We start from the raw sequence: 18,948 nt of genomic DNA on the forward strand, positions 1-18,948 counted from the left end.
GTCAATATCAATACCGCCAAGTATAAATCACGCTCCCCGCAAGCGCTCCGTGACATCGAGGCCGATGCCGCGGTAGCCGATGAAGCGGCTGCCATTGTCGAACATCGGTTCGCCGCTGACTTGCAGATACTGCGTGCTTCCGTCGAGGTTGGTGCGGCTGTAGATGAAATCGAGGAACGGTTCGCGCGCGGCGATCTTGGCGTCGAGCAAGGCGCGCTCGGTGGCGTTCCAGCGCTGCGGCTCTTCCTCGCTGCCGATGCCCAGCATTTCAGCCACGGGGCCGGAAAAGCGCGTCAAATTGCCCTGCGCATCTTGCTCCCAGTACCAGTCGGACGACAGTTCCGTGAAGCGCTGGAAGCGCGCTTCGCTTTCGCGCAGCTCCGCCGTGCGATCTTCCACCATCTGTTCCAGCGACTTGTTGTATTCGGCCAGCTTCTGGTACAGCAAGCGCACTTCCAGCATGTTGTGGATGCGCGTCTTGACTTCCACCAGGTCGAAGGGCTTGCTGACGAAATCCTTGGCGCCCGCCTGCAGGGCGCGCAGCTTGTGGCCGGGCTGGGCCGTGATCACCAGCACGGGCAGGTAGCTGCCCGCCTCGATGTCGCGCAAACCTTCCATGACTTCGAAGCCATCCATTTCCGGCATCTGCAGGTCGAGCAGGATCAGGTCGTAGCGGTGCTGCTGGTGCAGCGCGCGCACGGCTTGCGGGTCCATCGTGGAGGTGATGCGCGTGTAGCCGGCATTGCGCAGCACCTGTTCCAGCAGCATGACGTTGGCCTCCTGGTCATCGACGATGAGGATGCTGGCGTTCAGGATCTCGGTGGCTTGAAGCATGGCGGTATTCCTAAAATTGAGTGCTGAATCAGCGTATTGCGTGAGTGTCGTCGGCCAGGCCGTGCGCGGCTGCATGGTGCAGGGCCACGTCGAGCGCGTCCATGAATTCGACGACCTTGATCGGCTTGGTCAGATAGCGGAAGAAGCCCGCTTGCAAGCCTTTTTCGATGTCGCGCGGCACGGCGTTGGCCGACAGGGCCATGACGGGAATGTGGCGGGTGAGGGGATCATCATGCAGGATGTGCAGCGCGCCGTAGCCGCTGATGCCGGGCAGGTTGATATCCATCAGGATCACGTCCGGCTGGTAGGTGCGCGCCAGGTCGATGCCCAGGTGCGCATCGATGGCCGTCAGCAGTTTCAAGTCGCTGCGGCGGGCGATCAATTGCTCGACCAGCGCCAGGTTGGCGGGATTGTCTTCCACGTACAGCAAGGTGCGCAGGCTTTCCTGCGGTTCCTGCACCTGCGGCAGCGCATCGCCGTCGCCCAGCACCAGTGCCGGCGCGCTGCTGGCGGCCAGCTCGAACCAGAACGTGGTGCCCACGCCGACGGCGCTGTCGACGCCGATGGTGCCGCCCATCAATTCGACCAGTTGCTTGGTGACGACGAGGCCGATGCCCGTGCCCTCTTCCGTGCTGTTTTCCTGTCCCAGGCGATTAAACGGCTGGAACAGCTGCGCCACCTGGGCCGCGTCGAGGCCGGCGCCGCTGTCGCGCACGCTCACGCGCACGCGTTCGCCATGCCCGCTGCATTCGACGGTGACGGCGCCGCCGCCCTGGTTGTATTTGATGGCGTTCGACAGCAGGTTGATCATCACCTGTTTTACGCGCGTGCGGTCCGCATGCACATAGAAAGCCTTGCCGCAGCGGGGAAAATGCATGCGGATGCCGCGCTTTTCCGCCTGCGGCGCGATCATGGCCTGGCAATCCTGCAGCACGTCGAGCAGCGACATCGCTTCCTGCGACAGCGTGACCTTGCCCGATTCGATCATGGCCAGGTCGAGAATTTCATTGATCAAGCGCAACAGGTACCAGCCGCCCTTGAGGATTTGCTCGATCGAGCGCTGCTGCGGCGGGCTCGGCGGCGGCACGTCGGACGCCATCAGCTGGGCGAAACCCAGCACGGCGTTCAAGGGCGTGCGCAATTCATGGCTCATGCTCGACAGGAATTCGGACTTGGCGCGGTTGGCCTTTTCCGCCACCAGGCGCGCCTTCTTCAGCTCGGCATTGTTGGTTTCGACCAGCGAGCGCGTATCGCCTGCTGTTCGCGCAGGCGCTGGTCCAGCAGCGCCTGTTCCGCCTCGACCTGCTTGCGCACCGTGTTGTCGGTGCCGATCAGCAGATAACCGATGACCTTGCTCTGCGCGTCGCGCAGGGCCGTCACGGAGACGATGGCGGGGAAGCGGCTGCCATCCTTGCGGATGTAGGTCAGCTCATAGATGTCTTCGATGCCGCGCGTGGCCTTGAACACGAGCGCTTCCACGCCCGGCGTGATGACGGTGTCGAGCTCGGCGCTGAGGGCGGCCGCGCGGGTGACGATTTCTTGCGCGTCGGAAATACCGGCCGGCGTCAGCTTGTCCACCACATCGCTGGCTTCATAGCCGAGCATGCGTTCGGCGCCCACGTTGAATATCTGGATCACGCCCTGCGCATCGGTGGCGATGCACGAGAAGTTGGCGCTGTTGAAAATCGCATCCTGCAAGGCACCCGCCTTGAGCAGCTGGCGCGGCAGGCTGGCCGACACCGTGCGCCGGTACAGCGCCACCAGCATCAGCAACAACAGGCATACCAGGGCCTCGATCAGGATCGCCGCATCAAAAGGCGGCGCGCGCCAGGCCAGCACGCCGATGACCACCAATACGATGGCGCTGAACGCGAACGCCAATGCCATGGGCCAGCGCGACGGGGCGCGGTTAGGGTTATTTTCAACTGAGTGCATGGGTAGCCTGGGCTATGACAACAATAAAAGAGAGGGAAATGCGGCGCCTAGCGGCCTTGGCGCTGGCGCACGTCCGACAGCAGGCGCGTAAATTCCTTCTTGACGACGCCATAGCATTCGCACACCTGGCCTTCGAGGCCGGCGCGGTCCTGCACCGTGATATGGCCGCGCCGGTAACTGATGAGGCCGCGCGCTTGCAATCGCCCCGCCGCTTCCGTCACGCCTTCGCGGCGCACGCCCAGCATGTTGGCGATCAGTTCCTGCGTCATGGTCAGCTCGCGGTTCGGCAGGCGGTCCATGGTCAGCAGCAGCCAGCGGCACAGCTGCTGCTCCACCGTATGGTGGCGGTTGCACACGGCCGTTTGCGACATTTGCGTGATCAGGGCTTGCGTGTAGCGCAGCAGCAAACGCATGACGGGGCCGGCGCGGTCGAATTCTTCCATCAGCAGATGGGCCTTGAGCCGGTAGCCGACGCCGCCCGTCTGCACGACGGCACGGCTCGGCGTCGAGTTACCGCCCATGAACAGCGACACGCCCACGATGCCCTCGTTGCCGACGCCGGCAATTTCGGACGAACCGCCGTTTTCCAGCAGGTAATGGATGGAAACGATGGCCGTGGTGGGAAAATACACGTGCTGCAGCTTGTCGCCCGAGTCGTAGATCACGTCGCCCAGCAGCATGGAGACTTGCTCCAGATGGGGAGCCAGGCGCGCGAAATCGGCGTCGAGCATGGCGGCGAGCAAATGGTTTTGATTCGGGTTGTGCAGCTGGGCATGCGGACTCGACATGGGCAGTTTTCCTGGTTTCCAGTCGTCAGCTAGGGGGAGATGAAAGGCGTCCGAACGAGGGTCGCCATGGTGTGCAGCGTAACACACTGCTTGCACGGTGGCCCGACTATATTTCTTGTTGGCATCAACGTCCGTTCGGTACCGAACGGACCCTGCGGCGCCTGCCGCCCTACAGTCAGTCACTGCCCGGCCTGCCTGATCATGGATCGGCACCGGCGCCGCCACGGGACTCATCATGCAATCATTCTTCAAGCGCATCTCCATCTCCGTCTCCACCTCGGCCCTGATCACCCTGGCGGTCGGCCTGGGTCTGACGGCGCTGTGCTACGTCTCGGCGCGCCAGATCGAAGGGGAAAGCGCTCGGCTCCTGCTGCAGTACCACGCCAGCGGCCACACGCTGGGCGCTGCCCTTTGCCGGCCAAGGGTATGACCTTGGATGCCAACCATCGCGGCTCGCTGTACGTGTTGCTGGGTGGAATGTTGTCGAGCCTGCTGGCCACGGCGTATGTATACCAGCTGGTGTCGCGCAATTCCGTGATTGCCCGCATCACGGGCGAACGCACGGCGGCCTTGCAGTTTGCCAATTTGCGCCTGTCCGAGGACATCGCCGCGCGCATGCGCAATGAAAAGTCGCTGCGCTTGCGCGAACGCATCATCGAAGTCTCGGCCAACGCCATCATCCTGTGCAGCGCCGACGCGCCCGGCTACCTGATCGAATACGTCAATCCCGCCTTCGAACGCATCACCGGCTATGCCGCCGGCGAGGTCATCGGCCAGCGCCTGGAAGACTTGCAGGGGCCGGAGCACGCACGCCAGGACATGCATGCGATCAGCGTGGCCTTGAGCGAACAGCGCGAAGGCAAGGCCATCGTGCGCAATTTCCGCAAGGACGGCAGCACCTATTGGAGCGAGCTGTTCGTCGCGCCCGTGCGCGACGATGGCGATGGCCCCGTCAGCCACTTTGTCGTGGCGCAATACGACATCAGCACCGTCATGCGCTTCGAGCAGGAACTGGAATTCCAGTCGCGCCACGATATCCTCACTGGCCTGGCCAACCGTCTATTGCTGCGCGAGCGGCTGGAACAGGCGATGGCCGTGGCGCGCCGCAGCACCCTGCCCCTGTGGGTGGTCTTCATCGACCTCGACCGTTTCAAGTTCGTCAACGACACCCTGGGCCACGACGCGGGCGACACCCTGCTGAAACTGATCGCCGACCGCCTGCGCGCCGCCACGCGCGAAGTCGACACGGTGGCGCGCCTGGGCGGCGACGAATTCGTCTTGCTGCTGCCGCAACACGCCAACAGCGACCCGGGCCAGCTCATCCTGCAGCGCGTGCTGGACGCCGTGGCCCAGCCGCTGCTGGTGGGCGGCCATGAATTCTTTCTCACGTGCAGCATGGGCGTGGCCAGCTATCCCGACGATGGCGACAGCGCGGAAACCCTGATCAAGCATGCCGACATCGCCATGTACCGTGCCAAGGAACAAGGCCGCAACCACTGGCAAAGCTACGCGCCGGCCATGAATGCCGACATGCTGGCCCGGCTGGGTCTGGAAAGCGAGTTGCGCCATGCGCTCGAGCGTGGCCAGTTCCACCTCGTGTACCAGCCGCAGGTGGAGCTCGACAGCGGCAAGATCGTCGGCATGGAAGCGCTGCTGCGCTGGCGCCACCCCACCCTGGGCGCCATCGCGCCCGGCGAATTCATCCACCTGGCCGAGGAAATGGGCTTGATCGTGCCCATCGGCGCCTGGGTGCTGCAGACGGCGTGCGCGCAAGCGCGGGCGTGGCAACGGGCGGGACTGGGCGGCTTGCGCCTGGCCGTCAATTTGTCTGCGCGGCAATTCCGGCAAAGCGGCTTGCTGCAATCGGTGCGGGAAATATTGGCCGTGACGGGTCTGGAAGCGCGTTTCCTCGAGCTGGAACTGACGGAAAGCATGATGATGCAGGATGTGGAACAGGCGATCGTCACCATGGGCAAGCTCAAGGCGCTGGGCTTGCAGCTGTCGATCGACGACTTCGGCACCGGTTATTCGAGCCTGGCGCACCTGCGCCGCTTCCCCATCGACGTATTAAAAATCGACAAATCCTTCGTCAGCGACCTCACGCACAGCGACGACGACGCGGCCATCGTGCAAGCCATCATCGCGCTGGCGCACAGCCTGCGCCTGGACGTCATCGCCGAAGGCGTGGAAACGGCGCAGCAGCTGGCCTTCCTGCGCCAGCACGGCTGCGACCAGATGCAGGGCTATCTGTTCAGCCGTCCGCTGGCCGCGCCCGCGTTCGAGGAATTATTACGCCAAGGCAGCATGTTGCCTGCCCTGGCGATGGTTTGAGCAGGCGTTAAAACGCGTGGCGCAAGCCGATGTTGAACGCGCGGTTGCCCGTGCCCACTTCCGTGGCGTTGCCCACCATGTAGGCGGCGTCGTTGCGGTTGCGGATATGCGCGCAGGCAACATATACCTTGCTGCGCTTGGACAAGGCGTACGTGGCGCCGATGGCCAGCTGCTGCGCATCGCGGTTGGCGCTATCGCGGTCATCCTTGCGCACATACGAGGCCAGCAAGGTCGTCGCACCGAGCGGCACGGACACGCCGACGATGGCGTCGCGGCTGTCGCTCGACTGGGCCGGCGCCTGGGCCGCGCCATATGGGTTTTCCGCGAAGAACATGCTGCTGCCGTCGCCCGTGTTGCGGCCATAGCCGGCAAACGCCGTGGCCACGCCGAAGTTGTAGTTGCCGGCCAGGATAGTGTTGTTCACGTTGGCCTTGCCCGGCTCGCCGGCACGGCTCTGGCGCGCCAGGCGCAAGGTCAACGGACCGTTGACATAGCCCAGGGCCAGGCCCAGCGAGCGCTGATCCGCCGCCACACCCGTGTGTTCGCCGGCGCCATACATGACGGTGGCCGTCACGCCGCGCAGCTCGGGCGAGGTGTAGCGCACGGTATTGTCGATGCGCGTGGCCGAATAGCCTGCCAGGTTGGTCGCCGCGCCGGCCAGGCCGCCCTCGAACGGATCGGCCACGTCGGTCAGCGCCTGGCTTTGCAGATTGTACTGGCGGCCCACGGTCAGCATCCCCAGCGGGCTGTTGAGGCCGACAAAGGCCTGGCGGCCGAACAATTGCCCCGCCTGGTCCGAGCGGCCCGTGTCGCTCAGGACGCCCGCTTCCAGGGTGAACACGGCTTGCCAGCCGTCGCCCAGCGACTCCGTGCCGCGCAGCCCCAGGCGCGAACCGGCCGAGACGCCGCTGGTGAGCTTGCTGACGCCGCCTTCCTGCACCAGGCCCGCGTCCATCAGGCCATATACTTCAACGGACGACTGGGCGTGGGCGGCGGGCATGGCGCCCAGGGTGGTGGCAAGGCCGGCAACGATGGCGATTTTTTTCATGATGATTTCCTTGTAAAAGCGAAACCAGGAAAGCGGCGGCCACGGCAAGGCCGCAGGCGGCAAGGCGCCAAGCGGGGTGTGCCGTATCAAAAGACGACGCGCCGGACAACAGATCCTGGCTAAGCTGTGGCGGCGCGGCCCATAGAGACGATGGCGCGCGGTGGTCCGCCGTGAATGGTGCACCGCTGGCGGTGCGCGTGGCTCAGGCGCCCGGCCCGCAGGGGACGCGCTGAAAGTGGCTGGCATCGCTGATGCGCTGGCCGTGAGACGCGGACGAGTGCTGGATATGAAACTTTAATGCAACCGCGTCTGCTGGCGCCGTCCGCAAGGATGGGGCAGGAGGCGCCGAGGCCGGCATTATAACATCGGCAGCACGCTTATCTCCGTTCTGTTGCGGCCAAACGGCCCGCAAAGCCGCCAAAACACTGAAAAAGACCGCTTGCCACGCTGCAGGCGTTGCCGCGTCATCTATAATGGTTCCTTTTGCCAATCACACGCCAAATCATGGAATTAGCCAAGTCTTTCGAGCCCGCCGACATTGAACAATTCTGGCGCACCGAGTGGGAACAGCGCGGTTACTTTACCGCCACCCTCGATGCCGGAAAACCTTCCTTCAGCATCCAGTTGCCGCCGCCGAACGTCACCGGCACCCTGCACATGGGCCATGCGTTCAACCAGACCATCATGGATGGCCTGACCCGCTACCACCGCATGCTGGGCCACAACACGGCCTGGATACCCGGCACCGACCACGCGGGCATCGCCACGCAAATCGTCGTGCAACGCCAGCTGGACGCGCAAAAGATTTCGCGCCATGACCTGGGCCGCGAGAAATTCGTGGAAAAAGTGTGGGAATGGAAAGAAAAATCCGGTTCCATCATCACCGGGCAGATGCGCCGTCTGGGCGCCTCGGCCGACTGGCAGCGCGAATACTTCACGATGGATGAACCGCGCTCGAAAGTCGTCACCGACGTCTTCGTGCGCCTGTTCGAGCAAGGCCTGATCTACCGCGGCAAGCGCCTGGTCAACTGGGACCCCGTGCTGGGCACGGCCGTATCCGACCTGGAAGTGGTGTCCGAGGAAGAAGACGGCTCCATGTGGTACATCCAATACCCGCTGGCCGACGGCAGCGGTTTCCTGACGGTAGCCACCACGCGTCCTGAAACCATGCTGGGCGACGTGGCCGTGGCCGTCGATCCGACGGACGAGCGCTACACGGCGCTGGTGGGCAAGATGCTGAAATTGCCGCTGACGGACCGCGAAATCCCCATCATCGCCGACGAATACGTCGACAAGGAATTCGGCACCGGCTGCGTGAAGATCACCCCCGCGCACGACATGAACGATTACGCCGTGGGCCAGCGCCACAAACTGGCGCAGATCGTCATCCTGACCCTGGACGCGAAGATCACCGACGACGCGCCGGAAGCGTATCGCGGCATGGACCGCTTCGCCGCGCGCAAGCAGATCGTCGCCGACCTCGACGCGCAAGGCTTGCTGGAACAGGTCAAGCCGCATAAATTGATGGTGCCGCGCGGCGACCGCACGGGCGTCGTCATCGAGCCGATGCTGACGGACCAGTGGTTCGTCGCCATGAGCAAACCGGCCCCGGAAGGCACCTTCTTCCCAGGCAAATCGATCGCGGAAACGGCGCTGGACAAGGTCGCCAATGGCGAAATCAAGTTCGTGCCGGAAAACTGGAGCACCACCTACAACCAGTGGCTCAACAACATCCAGGACTGGTGCATCTCGCGCCAGCTGTGGTGGGGCCATCAAATCCCGGCCTGGTACGACGACGCGGGCAATATCTTTGTTGCGAAAACGCAAGCCGAAGCGGAAGCCAAGGCCCTGGCCGCCGGCAGCACGGGTCCCTTGAAGCGCGACGACGACGTGCTCGACACGTGGTTCTCGTCCGCCCTGGTGCCGTTCTCGACCATGGGTTGGCCTGAAGAAACTCCGGACATGAAGGCCTTCCTGCCGTCGTCCGTGCTGGTGACGGGTTTCGACATCATCTTCTTCTGGGTCGCGCGCATGGTCATGATGACGGCGCACTTCACGGGCAAGGTGCCGTTTGAAACCGTCTACGTACACGGCCTGGTGCGCGATTCGACGGGACAGAAGATGTCCAAGTCGAAGGGCAACACCCTGGACCCGATCGACCTGATCGACGGCATCGACCTGGAAGGCTTGATCGTCAAGCGCACCACGGGCCTGATGAACCCGCGCGACGCGGAAAAGATCACCAAGGCGACGCGCAAGGAATTCCCGGAAGGCATTTCTGCCTACGGCACGGACGCCGTGCGCTTCACCATGGCCAGCTATGCCTCCCTGGGCCGCAACATCAATTTCGACCTGGGCCGCTGCGAAGGCTACCGCAACTTCTGCAACAAGATGTGGAACGCCACCCGTTTCGTCATGATGAATACGGAAGGCAAGGATTGCACCCCGAACGATGTTGATCTGTCGCAAGCGGACAAGTGGATTATTTCCCTGCTGCAAAAAGCGGAACTGGACGTGGCCAAGGGCTTCGAAGACTTCCGTTTCGACAACATCGCCGCCACCATCTACAAGTTCGTCTGGGACGAGTATTGCGACTGGTACCTGGAAGTAGCCAAGGTGCAAGTGCAGCAGGGTACGGAAGGCCAGCAGCGCGCCACCCGCCACACCCTGCTGCGCGTGCTGGAAGTGGTGCTGCGCCTGGCCCACCCGATCATCCCCTTCGTCACGGAAGCGCTGTGGCAGACGGTGGCGCCGCTGGCCGGCAAGACCCTGAAAGCTGAGGGTGATTCGATCATGATGCAGCAGTATCCGATCGCTGACACCAGCAAGATCGACGAGTCGGCCGAAGCGTGGATGCAGCAGCTGAAAGCCTTGACGGACGCGACGCGCAACCTGCGCGGCGAAATGCAGATCTCGCCTTCCGTGCGCGTGCCGCTGATCGTCGAAGCGGGCAATGCCAGCGAGAAAGAAGCGCTGGCCTCGTACGCACCGTACATCCAGTCGCTGGGCAAGCTGGCCGACGTGCAGATCGTCGACGCGCTGCCGGACTCGCCAGCGGCCGTTGCCATCGTCGGCACCACCAAGCTGATGCTGAAAGTGGAAATCGACGTGGCCGCCGAACGCGAGCGCCTGGGCAAGGAAATCGCCCGTATCGACGCAGAAATTGCCAAAGTAAATAGCAAATTAGGTAATGAAAGCTTCGTCGCGCGTGCCCCGGCCGCCATCGTTGCGCAAGAAAACGAGCGTTTGCTCAGTTTTTCGGCGACAATTGAAAAACTGCGCGAACAGTTTGCTAAACTAGCCAGCGCATAAGGCAGGTTTGGAAGGATTGCGCGGCGTCATCCGTGACGCCGCGCAGTACCGCTGGTCTTGCCTTGGTATATAACTGTTCGTGACCCGATCAAAAAAACCATTGGAGACTGGCAATGCATAAGATATTCAAAGCAAGCGTCACAGCAAGCATCATGATGGCCGCCCTGGCCATCGCCGGCAGCGCCACCGCGCGCGACGATAACCACACGCCCGTGGGCACGTGGAAAACCATCGACGACGCCAGCGGCAAGCCGAAATCCCTCGTCGTCATCACGGAAAGCAACGGCGTCTTGCAAGGCAAGATCGAGAAGCTGTTCCGCGGCCCGGACGAAGACCAGAACCCCAAGTGCGACAAGTGCACGGGCGCGAAAAAAGACCAGCCCATCGTCGGCCTGGTGATCCTGTCCGGCCTGAAATATGACGGCAAGGAATGGACGGGCGGCGAAATCACTGACCCGGCCAATGGCAAGACCTACAAGAGCAAGGCCGAGCTGACGGAAGGCGGCACCAAGCTGCAAGTGCGCGGCTATATCGGCGTGCCGATGTTTGGCCGCTCGCAGACGTGGGTGCGCGAAGACTAAGCAACGCCCCCTGCCCGACCGAAGCCGGCCTCGCGCCGGCTTTTTTGCGTCCGCAAGCCCTCGCTGCTGTTGTTTTCCAGGCCGAATCGCTCCCTTTTGAACCTATCTGCAAGCGCCATCAGCCTATGCGCGCCACCGAACATACTTGAAGTTTCCTAAATGAAATAGTGCATGCCTGTGACGCCATCGCCCGTAGCGAAAGGCGGCATGGCTCTGCCGGATGACCTCATCAGCGGATGCCCGGCAATGATTGCCATGCACAAAGGAACTATATGAATCTCTTCAAGCGATATCTGAACCCGCTGCTCGTCTCGGCCGGTTTGCTGGCCATGGCCGCCCTTGCCGGTTGCGGCGGTGGCGGCGACCAGGGACGCGATCCCATCCTCGGCTTGCCGGGCGCCACCTTGTCCAGCCTGGCCGTCACTCCCGCCACGGCCACGGTCGCCATCGGTGCCGGCCAGCAATTTACGGCCATCGCCACGTATAGCGACGGCTCGTCGCAAGACGTCAGCGCCAAGGCGGCCTGGACGTCGGCCACGCCGGCCAGCGCGACAGTCAATGCCGCCACAGGCTTGAGCACCGGCATCGCTGCCGGCGGCAGCAGCATCAGCGCCGCGTTCGACGGCAAGAGCGCAGCGGCCCAGTTGACCGTCTCGCCGGCCACCTTGACGGCGATCGCCATCACGCCGCTCGCGCCATCGATCGCCATCGCCGCAACACAGCAATTCGCGGTGACGGGCAGCTTCAGCGACAACAGCACGCGCGACGTCACTGCCGTGTCGACGTTTGCCTCGGCGGCCCCGGCCACGGCCAGCATCGCCGCTGGCGGCCTGGCGCTCGGCAAGATTGCCGGCACCTCGCAGATCACGGCCACCACGGGCACGCTGACGGCCAGCACCGTGCTGACCGTCACGCCAGCGACCCTGCTGTCGATCGCCGTCACGCCGCAAAACCCGATCATCCCCGTCGCCGCGACGCGCCAGCTGGCCGTCATTGCCACGTATTCGGATAACAGCACCGCTGACGTCACGGCCGGCAGCAGCTTCGTTGCCGTCACACCCGCTTTTGCCAGCGTCGCCAGCGGCGGCCTCGTCACCGGCGTTGCCTTTGGCAGCAGCGTCATGAACGCCAGCTTCAACGGCAAGACGGCCAGCACCACCGTCACGGTGCCTGCCGCCACCCTGGTCAGCATCGCCGTCACGCCAGCCAACGCCAGCATCGCCGTCGGCGGCGTACAGCAATTCGTTGCCACGGCAACTTATTCGGACAGCTCGAATGCCGTCATCACCAACAGCGCCGCCTGGACTTCGGGCACCATCGCCACCGCCACGGTACTGAACACGGGCATCGCCACCGGCATCACGGCCGGCACCAGCAATATCACGGCCACGGCCGGTGGCCAGTCGGGCAGCGCGCTGCTGACCGTCACGGCTGTCGCCATCCCGCCCGTCCTCAACCCGATCATCCTGGGCCGCGCGGCACCGTTCGGCGTGCTGGCCGGCACTTCGATCACCAACAATTCGGGCGGCACCACCCTGATCACGGGCGACGTCGGTGCGCCATCGCAAACGGTCGATCCGACCCAGGCGGCTGGCTTTACCAATTACAAGTCGGGCGCCATCCTGGCCGGCGCCATGACGGACCTGCAAGCGGCGATCACGGACGGCAATAGCCGGGCTTGCGACGTCAGCTTTGCCGGCGGCATCGACCTGGGCGGCCAGACCTTCGGTCCCGGCGTGTATTGCTATGCGGGCGCCATCAGCATCACGGGCACCCTGACCCTGAACGGTCCCGGCGTGTACATCTTCCGTACGGCATTGACGCTCGATTCGACCGTCAATTCGGTGGTGGCCCTGAACAATGGCGCCACGGCCGACAACGTCACCTGGCTGCCTGTCGGCCCGACCACCCTGGCCGCCAACAGCGTCTTCAAGGGCAATATCCTGGGCCAGTCGGCCGCCATCACGGTGGGCGACAACACGACCCTGCTCAATGGCCGCGTGCTGACGGCTGCCGCCGTTACCCTGCGCAACAACCAGATCACCAAATAAACGGGACATGACCATGACTATCGCACACACACTGGGCGCGCTGAGCGTGATGACCGGCGCCTTGCTGGCGGCGCAATCGGCGCAGGCGCAGGACAACACCTTCATCAACCCGGACTGGGCCAACAGCGCCTGGTACATCGGCGCGGGCGTGGGCCAGTCGCGCACCACCATCGACGAGCCGCGCCTGCGCGCCAGCCTGGCGGCGAACGGCGAAAGCGTCACCGGTTTCAGCAAGGACCAGCGCGACACCGGCTATAAATTGTTTGTCGGCCGCCAACTGAACCAGTATGTCGCCGTGGAAGGGGGCTACTTTGACCTGGGCAAGTTCGATTTCCAGTCCACCACCAGCGGCAACGGCGTGCTCAACGGACAAGCGGCCTTTCGCGGCGTGAACCTGGACTTGCTGGGCCAGCTGCCGCTGTCGCAGCGCCTGTCGTTGCTGGGCCGTGTCGGCATGCATTACACGAAGACGAACACGGAATTCAGCGGCAACCGCCTGCTGGGTTCAACCAATACGCATGCCAGCGAGCGCAAGCTCAATGCCAAGCTGGGCCTGGGCCTCGAATACAAGTTCAGCGAAGCGCTGGCACTGCGCGGCGAAGTCGAGCGTTATCGCTTGAACGATGCCGTCGGCAACCGCGGCGATGCGGACCTGTATTCCGTCAGCCTCGTGTATAAACTGGGCCGTCCGGCCAGCGCCACGCCAGCCTACCAGCCGGTGCCGGCGGCATTGCCCCCCATCAGCGAAACCATGCCGGCCCCTGTGGCCGAAGTGAAGCCGGCGCCGGCGCCCGTGTCGGAAAAAGTATCGTTTGCTTCCGAAGCGCTGTTTGATTTCGATCAATCGACGCTCAAGCCGCAAGGCAAGGCGGCGCTGGAGCAGCTGCTCGGTCAATTGACGGGCATGGATCTGGAAGTGATCGTCACGGTCGGCCATACGGATGCCGTCGGTCCGGATGCCTACAACCAGAAGCTGTCTTTGCGCCGCGCCGAAGCCGTCAAGGCTTATCTGGTGGCGCAGGGTGTCGAGACGAGCCGCGTCTACACGGAAGGCAAGGGAGAAACCCAGCCCGTGGCCGACAACACGAGTGCCGCCGGCCGCGCCAAGAACCGCCGCGTGACGGTGGAAGTGGTGGGCACGCGCAAAGTCATGCGTTAAGCTGCATGCGCATGAAAAAACCGGCTTGCGCCGGTTTTTACGTCTGCGGCGCTGCCGGCTTGCGGTGATGCTTGCTCAGATGCCGGTCCAGGCTGTTGGCGAACTGTTGCCGGTCCGACTGGCTGAAGGCGGCAGGGCCGCCCGTATCGACGCCGCCGCTGCGCAATTCTTCCATGAAGGCGCGCATCGTCAGTTGCTGGGCGATATTGTCTTTCGTATAGAACTCGCCGCGCGGGTTCAGCGCAAAGCCGCCCTTGGTGAGTACGTCGGCAGCCAGCGGGATGTCACCCGTGATGACGAGGTCGCCGGGATTCAACAGCCGCACGATTTCCTGGTCGGCCACGTCGGCGCCGGACGGCACTTGCACGGTGCGGATGAAACGCGACGGCGGCACGCGCAAGCCCTGGTTTGCCACCAGGGTGAGCGGCAATTCCAGGCGGTCGGCCACGCGGTACAGGATTTCCTTGATGACCACGGGGCAGGCATCGGCGTCGATCCAGATCTGCATACCCACGCTCGCTTGCTCACCAGCTTCCGCCATCACAGTTCCCACGCTTCGCCGCCCGGGCCCATGCGCGGCGCGCTGACGCCGAAGTGCAGGTAGGCGGCCGGCGTGGCGACCCGGCCACGGGGCGTGCGCTGCAGGAAACCTTGCTGGATCAGATACGGTTCCAGCACGTCTTCGATGGTGTCGGCCGCCTCGCCGATGGCCGCCGCCAGATTCCCTATGCCGACAGGGCCGCCGCCGAACTTGAACAGCACGGCTTCGAGCAATTTACGGTCCATCACGTCGAAACCGGCGGAATCGACGTCGAGCATGGCCAGCGCGCGGTCGGCCACCACCTTGGTGATGTCGCCATTGCTTTTGACTTCGGCGAAATCGCGCACGCGGCGCAGCAGGCGGTTGGCGATGCGCGGCGTGCCGCGCGCGCGCTGGGCGATCTCATGCGCGCCTTCCGGGTCGATCGGCGCCTTCAGCAGGGCGGCGCTGCGCGTGACGATCTTCGTCAGTTCGCCCGTGTTGTAGAACTCCAGCCGCGCCACGATGCCGAAGCGGTCGCGCAGCGGATTGGTCAGCATGCCCGCGCGCGTGGTGGCACCCACTAATGTAAACGGCTGCAGATCGAGTTTGACGGAGCGGGCGGCCGGGCCTTCGCCGATCATGATATCGATTTGATAATCCTCAAGGGCCGGATACAGAATCTCTTCCACCACGGGCGACAGGCGATGGATTTCATCGATGAACAGGACATCGTTCGCTTCCAGGTTCGTCAGGATCGCCGCCAGGTCGCCCGGGCGCTCGAGCACGGGGCCGGACGTCTGGCGCAGATTGACGCCCATTTCGCGCGCGATGATGTGCGCCAAGGTCGTCTTGCCCAGGCCCGGCGGACCGAACAGCAAGGTGTGGTCGAGCGCTTCCTTGCGCTGGCGCGCGGCCGTGATGAAGATTTCCAGCTGGTCGCGGATCTTTTCCTGCCCCACATATTCGTCGAGCTGCTTGGGGCGCAGGGCCCGTTCGATGGCCTCTTCGTTGTGCGAGATGGGCGCCGCGTCGATGATGCGCTGTTCCGTGAAGCTGTCGGTCTGGATGCTCATGCGTTATCAGCCTTTCGACAGCGCTTTCAGCGCCAGTTTGATGCCGTCCGACACGCCGCTGCCAGCCGGCACGTTTTTCACGGCGGCCAGTGCTTCCTTGTCCGAATAACCGAGCGCGACCAGCGCATTGAGGATGTCCGATTGGGCATCGGGCGCCGCGTGCGCACCCAGCGGACCGAGATCCGCACCGATCTTGCCCTTCAATTCCAGCAGCAGCCGTTCGGCCGTCTTCTTGCCGATGCCAGGCACTTTCACCAGGCGGCCGGAATCCTGCAGGGTGATCGCCTGCGCCAGGTCGGCAATCGTCATGCCGGACAGGATGGACAGCGCCATGCGCGCGCCCACGCCCGTGATCTTGATCAACTGGCGGAACACGGCGCGCTCGGCCGCATTGCCGAAGCCAAACAGCAAATGCGCATCTTCGCGGATGGCCTGGTGCGTAAACAGCACGACTTTTTCGCCCACGTGGGGCAGGTTGTAAAAGGTGCTCATCGGCACGTCGACTTCATAGCCAACGCCCTGGCAATCGACCAGCAATTGTGGCGGATTTTTTCAAGCAAAATACCGGAGAGACGGCCTATCATCGCGTGTTCCTAATGTTGTGTATCGTAGTTTTTATTGATTATGAGGGCCATGCCGCAGTTAACCTACTAAACGGCCGCGCTTCATGCGCAAGCCCTGCAGCTGTGGCGCCAGCGCGCCGAGCATGGCCAGCGCATCGATGCTGTTGGCGTGGCAAATGGCCACGCCCAGCGCATCGGCCGCATCCGTGCCGGGTAAACCAGGCAAGGACAGCAGCCGGGATACCATCTCCTGTACCTGCTCCTTGGCCGCCTTGCCATGGCCCGTGACGGCCTGTTTCACTTGCAGCGCCGTGTATTCGGCCACCGACAGGTCAGAATTGACGAGTGCGCAGATGGCCGCGCCCCGTGCCTGGCCCAGCAGCAAGGTCGATTGGGGGTTGACGTTGACAAACACTTTTTCGATGGCCGCGCAATCGGGCTGGTAGGTGCCGACGATTTCGCTCACGCCCCGCAGGATGACTTTCAGGCGCGGCGGCAATTCCCCTTCGGAACCCGTCTTGACGGTCCCCGACGCGATATAGCGCAGCTTGTTGCCGTGTTTTTCAATGACCCCAAAGCCGGTCGTGCGCAGGCCAGGATCGATGCCAAGAATAATCATCGCCAGATTCTATAATGAATACGGCAGGCACCGGTGAATAACCGGTGCCTGCCGCTGAGTACCTTATCGAGAGCTGTAGGTCGGATTAGCGGTACGCGTAATCCGACATGCGTCGCCAACTGCGCTTGTCGGATTACGCGCGGCCTTTGGCCCTGCTAATCCGACCTACTCTCTTCACTATCAATGACGGAAGTGACGCGTTCCGGTATACAACATGACCACGCCGCGCTCGTCCGCCGCATCGATCACTTCCTGGTCGCGCATGGAGCCGCCCGGGTGGATGACGCAGGTCGCACCCGCGTCGACGACGACGTCGAGGCCGTCGCGGAACGGGAAGAAGGCGTCCGACGCCACCACGGAACCGGTCAGCGACAGGCCCGCGTTTTGCGCCTTGATGGAAGCGATGCGGGCGGAATCGATACGGCTCATCTGGCCGGCGCCCACGCCCAGGGTCATGTTATTGCCGCAGAAGACGATGGCGTTCGACTTGACGAATTTTGCCACTTTCCAGGCGAACATCAGGTCGGACAATTGCTGCGGCGTCGGCTGCAGCTTGCTGACCACGCGCAAGTCGCCGATGCCGACGTTTTTCGCGTCCGGCGATTGCACCAGCAGACCGCCGCCAACGCGCTTGAAGTCCATGGCGTTGACGCCGCTGCCCAGCGGAATTTCCAGCATGCGCACGTTTTGCTTGCTCGACAGAATCTGTTTCGCTTCGGCGGAGAACGACGGGGCGATCAGCACTTCGACGAACAGCTTGGCGATTTCGCCGGCGGTGGCGCCGTCCAGTTCGGTATTAAACGCGATGATGCCGCCGAATGCCGAGGTCGGGTCCGTCTGCAGGGCGCGCGCATACGCTTCAGCCGCGTTCTTGCCCAGGGCCACGCCGCATGGGTTCGCGTGCTTGACGATGACGCAGGCGGCGCTTTGTTCGAAGCCGCCCAGGCTCTTCACGCATTCCCAGGCCGCATCGGCGTCGGCGATGTTGTTGTACGACAATTCCTTGCCTTGCAGCTGGCGGTAGTTGGCCAGCGCGCCATCGGTGGTGACGAGGTCGCGGTAGAAGGCGGCGCTCTGGTGCGGGTTTTCACCGTAGCGCATGTCTTGCACTTTCTCAAATGCAACGTTGAGGATTTGCGGATAGGCGCCGCGCTCGGCGTGCACCTTCGTCGGGCCCAGGCTGGTCAGGTAGTTGGTGATGGCGCCATCGTATTGCGCCGTGTGCGCAAAGACTTTTTTGCCAGCATGAATTTGGTGTCGTAGCTGACGTCGCCTGCCTTGCCGTCGGCCGAGCGGATTTCCGCCAGCACCGCGTCGTAGTCGGTCGGATCGCAGATGACGACCACGTCCTTGTGGTTCTTGGCCGCCGAACGCAGCATGGTCGGGCCGCCGATATCGATGTTTTCGATCGCGTCTTCCAGGGTGCAATCGGCCTTGGCGACCGTGCCCTGGAACGGGTACAGGTTGACCACCACCATGTCGATGGTCGGCATGTCGTGCTCGACCAGTTTCGACATGTGCTCAGGGAAATCGCGGCGCGCCAGGATACCGCCGTGCACTTTCGGGTGCAGGGTCTTCACACGGCCATCGAGCATCTCCGGGAAACCCGTGTAATCGGCAACTTCCGTGACGGGAACACCGTTGTCTGCCAGCAATTTGGCGGTGCCGCCGGTGGACAGGAGGTTGACGCCGAGGGCGGACAGGGCGCGGGCGAAGTCGAGAACGCCGGTCTTGTCGGAAACGGAGAGGAGAGCTTGTTTGATCATGGCTGTGGCTAGGTGGTTAAGTGTTCTTGGCGAATGGCGCAGCGGTCAGCTATCAGGCTGGGGCCGCGGCGGCGGATTCAAATCTTGGCGTCACTTGCATGCCGGCATTACAGCAAACCGTGCTCCTGCAATTTCTTGCGCAGGGTATTGCGGTTGATGCCCAGCATCTGCGCGGCGTGCGACTGGTTGCCATCGGCGCGTGTCATCACGACTTCCAGGATGGGCTTTTCCACGGTCAGCACGACCATGTCGTAGATATTCGATGCTTGCTGTTCGCCCAGGTCATTGAAGTAATCTTCTAGACTTTTCTGTACGACTTCCTGAATGCTTTCTTTGCTCATTTTTATGCTTCAACCGGCTGAACA

The 18,948-nt window shown here is 63.2% G+C and carries 13 protein-coding genes and 3 pseudogenes; 6 read left to right on the forward strand and 10 right to left on the reverse strand.

Annotated elements, in window-relative coordinates; genetic code table 11:
• Nucleotides 1-27: 27 nt before the first annotated feature.
• The 3 genes and pseudogenes from ACRHIG_RS30265 to ACRHIG_RS30275 all read right to left on the reverse strand — a co-directional run bounded on the left by ACRHIG_RS30265 (nucleotide 28) and on the right by ACRHIG_RS30275 (nucleotide 3,557).
• Complete coding sequence (locus ACRHIG_RS30265) at nucleotides 28-834, reverse strand: response regulator (protein WP_475414635.1); 807 nt, start codon at nucleotides 832-834, stop codon at nucleotides 28-30.
• Nucleotides 835-862: 28 nt separating this feature from the next.
• Nucleotides 863-2,769, reverse strand: a pseudogene (locus ACRHIG_RS30270) (hybrid sensor histidine kinase/response regulator).
• 47 nt (nucleotides 2,770-2,816) lie between these two features.
• Complete coding sequence (locus ACRHIG_RS30275; protein WP_475414633.1) at nucleotides 2,817-3,557, reverse strand: Crp/Fnr family transcriptional regulator; 741 nt, start codon at nucleotides 3,555-3,557, stop codon at nucleotides 2,817-2,819.
• A gap of 235 nt (nucleotides 3,558-3,792) precedes the next feature.
• On the opposite strand from ACRHIG_RS30275, the gene ACRHIG_RS30280 reads away from it, so the two are divergent.
• Nucleotides 3,793-3,987 carry a hypothetical protein gene (locus tag ACRHIG_RS30280; RefSeq protein ID WP_489628900.1) on the forward strand — a complete coding sequence of 65 codons (195 nt, stop codon included), beginning with the start codon at nucleotides 3,793-3,795 and terminating at the stop codon, nucleotides 3,985-3,987.
• 2 nt (nucleotides 3,988-3,989) lie between these two features.
• The gene (locus tag ACRHIG_RS30285) at nucleotides 3,990-5,888 is read left to right on the forward strand and encodes a putative bifunctional diguanylate cyclase/phosphodiesterase (RefSeq protein WP_489628901.1); all 1,899 of its coding nucleotides are present in this window, start codon (nucleotides 3,990-3,992) and stop codon (nucleotides 5,886-5,888) included.
• A gap of 7 nt (nucleotides 5,889-5,895) precedes the next feature.
• Here ACRHIG_RS30285 and ACRHIG_RS30290 read toward each other — a convergent pair whose 3' ends face one another.
• Nucleotides 5,896-6,936 (reverse strand): porin, encoded by a 1,041-nt coding sequence (locus ACRHIG_RS30290; RefSeq protein WP_489628902.1) that lies wholly within the window; start codon nucleotides 6,934-6,936, stop codon nucleotides 5,896-5,898.
• Between the two features lie 504 nt (nucleotides 6,937-7,440).
• Here ACRHIG_RS30290 and ACRHIG_RS30295 point away from each other — a divergent pair.
• The 4 genes from ACRHIG_RS30295 to ACRHIG_RS30310 all read left to right on the forward strand — a co-directional run bounded on the left by ACRHIG_RS30295 (nucleotide 7,441) and on the right by ACRHIG_RS30310 (nucleotide 14,039).
• Entirely contained in the window at nucleotides 7,441-10,248 is a 2,808-nt protein-coding gene (locus tag ACRHIG_RS30295; protein WP_489628903.1) for a valine--tRNA ligase, read from the forward strand.
• Nucleotides 10,249-10,361: 113 nt separating this feature from the next.
• Nucleotides 10,362-10,829: a DUF2147 domain-containing protein gene (locus ACRHIG_RS30300; RefSeq protein WP_489628904.1), complete on the forward strand. Its 468-nt coding sequence runs from the start codon at nucleotides 10,362-10,364 to the stop codon at nucleotides 10,827-10,829.
• Nucleotides 10,830-11,101: 272 nt separating this feature from the next.
• Nucleotides 11,102-12,880 carry an ice-binding family protein gene (locus ACRHIG_RS30305; protein WP_489628905.1) on the forward strand — a complete coding sequence of 593 codons (1,779 nt, stop codon included), beginning with the start codon at nucleotides 11,102-11,104 and terminating at the stop codon, nucleotides 12,878-12,880.
• Nucleotides 12,881-12,893: 13 nt separating this feature from the next.
• Complete coding sequence (locus ACRHIG_RS30310; protein WP_489628906.1) at nucleotides 12,894-14,039, forward strand: OmpA family protein; 1,146 nt, start codon at nucleotides 12,894-12,896, stop codon at nucleotides 14,037-14,039.
• A 37-nt stretch (nucleotides 14,040-14,076) separates the two neighbouring features.
• On the opposite strand, the gene ACRHIG_RS30315 is transcribed toward ACRHIG_RS30310, so the two are convergent.
• The 6 genes and pseudogenes from ACRHIG_RS30315 to ACRHIG_RS30340 form a co-directional block, all read right to left on the reverse strand.
• Nucleotides 14,077-14,547 (reverse strand): YaiI/YqxD family protein, encoded by a 471-nt coding sequence (locus ACRHIG_RS30315; RefSeq protein ID WP_077399560.1) that lies wholly within the window; start codon nucleotides 14,545-14,547, stop codon nucleotides 14,077-14,079.
• Nucleotides 14,548-14,579: 32 nt separating this feature from the next.
• Nucleotides 14,580-15,635: a Holliday junction branch migration DNA helicase RuvB gene (gene ruvB / locus ACRHIG_RS30320; RefSeq protein ID WP_070312419.1), complete on the reverse strand. Its 1,056-nt coding sequence runs from the start codon at nucleotides 15,633-15,635 to the stop codon at nucleotides 14,580-14,582.
• Between the two features lie 6 nt (nucleotides 15,636-15,641).
• Nucleotides 15,642-16,219, reverse strand: a pseudogene (gene ruvA, locus ACRHIG_RS30325) (Holliday junction branch migration protein RuvA).
• A 58-nt stretch (nucleotides 16,220-16,277) separates the two neighbouring features.
• Nucleotides 16,278-16,817, reverse strand: coding sequence for a crossover junction endodeoxyribonuclease RuvC (ruvC, locus tag ACRHIG_RS30330; protein WP_152253553.1), 540 nt, complete (start codon nucleotides 16,815-16,817; stop codon nucleotides 16,278-16,280).
• Between the two features lie 180 nt (nucleotides 16,818-16,997).
• Nucleotides 16,998-18,583, reverse strand: a pseudogene (gene purH / locus ACRHIG_RS30335) (bifunctional phosphoribosylaminoimidazolecarboxamide formyltransferase/IMP cyclohydrolase).
• A 107-nt stretch (nucleotides 18,584-18,690) separates the two neighbouring features.
• Entirely contained in the window at nucleotides 18,691-18,924 is a 234-nt protein-coding gene (locus tag ACRHIG_RS30340) for a helix-turn-helix domain-containing protein (protein WP_008445162.1), read from the reverse strand.
• Nucleotides 18,925-18,948 lie beyond the last annotated feature (24 nt).

Source organism: Janthinobacterium sp. C22 (genome assembly GCF_057919405.1).